This is a genomic window from Neisseria sp. P0009.S007, assembly GCF_051962515.1.
This window is the reverse complement of record NZ_JBQCVF010000262.1, coordinates 1-1,795: the sequence shown is the minus strand read 5'-3', so window position 1 is coordinate 1,795 and position 1,795 is coordinate 1. Positions and strand designations below refer to the sequence as shown.

Sequence of the window (1,795 nt, the reverse complement as noted above, 5' to 3'; positions counted from 1 at the left end):
CGCTGGGCATTGCTCAACGCCAACTACGTTGCCAAACGTCTGAGCGAAGACTATCCGATTCTGTATACAGGCAAAAATGGCCGCGTCGCGCACGAATGTATCGTCGACTTGCGTCCGCTCAAAGCCGAAAGCGGCATCACCGAAACCGACATCGCCAAACGCCTGATGGACTACGGCTTCCACGCACCGACGGTTTCCTTCCCTGTTGCCGGTACGCTGATGATCGAGCCGACCGAGAGCGAAAGCAAAGCCGAACTCGACCGCTTCATCGCCGCCCTGAAACAAATCAAACAGGAAGTGCTGAAAGTCGAGCGCGGCGAATGGCCGAAAGAGGACAACCCGCTGGTCAACGCTCCGCATACCGCCGCAGATGTAACCGGCGAATGGGCGCATCCGTACTCCCGCGAAGAAGCCGTCTTCCCGCTGCCTTTCGTGCGCGAAAACAAATTCTGGCCGAGCGTCAAACGGGTAGATGAAGTGTATGGCGACCGCAATCTGGTTTGCTCCTGCTTGCCGATTGATGCATACGAAGATTAAGCCTGAATAGGTTTAAAATTGAACAGGCCGTCTGAAAATGAAAATAGTTTTCAGATGGCCTTTTGTTTGTTAAGATATTTCGCCCGAGAACATACATTTGTTTTTGGTAAAACAACAGATAAGGCATTCGGAAAAATAGACGGCGAATGCCTTTGTTTGCGGATAAAACCAAACTGCTCTCAACAACGATAAACACAAGGCCGTCTGAAAAACAGGAGGACACGATGGACGAACTTTTTATTCAAACGCTGACGATTGCCGGCTCAGATTCCGGAGGCGGCGCGGGCATACAGGCGGATTTGAAGACATTTCAGATGCGCGGCGTGTTCGGTACCAGTGTACTGACCGCGGTTACCGCACAAAATACTTTGGGCGTATCGGCAGTGCATTCGATACCGACCGACATGATTGCCGCGCAAATTGCTGCGATTCAGGAGGATTTCCAAATCCGCGCCTATAAAATCGGCATGCTGGGTACGGCGGAAATCATCGAATGCGTGGCGGAACAAACTGCCGAATGCGATTTCGGCAAACGCGTGTTGGATCCGGTTATGATTGCCAAAGGCGGTGCGCCGTTGTTGGAAAATTCAGCCGTCGAAGCCATGAAACGCCTGCTGCTGCCGCATACGGACGTATTGACCCCCAATCTGCCTGAAGCGCAGGCATTGACGGGTATTAATATTGAAAACCGTCAAGATGCGGAACGCGCCGCCAAAATTCTTCAGGATTGGGGTGTGAAAAATGTGGTGATTAAAGGCGGCCATCTTGCCGACAGCCAAAGCGAATATTGCACCGACTGGCTGTTTACGCCATACGAAACCATTGAGCTGAACAGCAAACGTTTCCCAACGCCGCATACGCATGGCACGGGCTGCACGTTTTCGGCCTGCATTACTGCCGAGTTGGCAAAAGGGTTTAGCGTGCCCGAGGCGGTTCAAACGGCAAAAAACTATATTGCCGCCGCCATTTCCCATCCTTTGGGCATCGGGGCAGGGCACGGGCCGGTCAATCATTGGGCGTATCGGGACGAATAATGCGTTTAGGCCAATTGTAATTGATTGTATTTTTCAGACGGCCTGACTAGGTTTATCACTTGAAATTGTTTACAATGTCAGATTAATGCTTTTACGGATAAAAAAGACACCATGCAAGTTACCTCAAAATGGATAGACGGAATGTGTTTCGTCGGTACAACGGCAAACGGACACAGCGTTGTGATGGAAGGCGCGGCGGCTGAAGGCGAAGTCAAACGCGGCCC

Annotated in this window: 1 protein-coding gene and 2 pseudogenes; all 3 read left to right on the top strand. The window is 51.6% G+C overall.

The features are described 5' to 3' along the window. A pseudogene (locus ACTHS3_RS12275) lies at positions 1-537 on the top strand (glycine dehydrogenase (aminomethyl-transferring)); the annotation flags it as partial. A gap of 224 nt (positions 538-761) precedes the next feature. Next, positions 762-1,571, top strand: a complete 810-nt coding sequence (gene thiD / locus ACTHS3_RS12270; protein WP_039862072.1) for a bifunctional hydroxymethylpyrimidine kinase/phosphomethylpyrimidine kinase — start codon at positions 762-764, stop codon at positions 1,569-1,571. Between the two features lie 111 nt (positions 1,572-1,682). After that, a pseudogene (locus ACTHS3_RS12265) lies at positions 1,683-1,795 on the top strand (OsmC family protein); the annotation flags it as partial.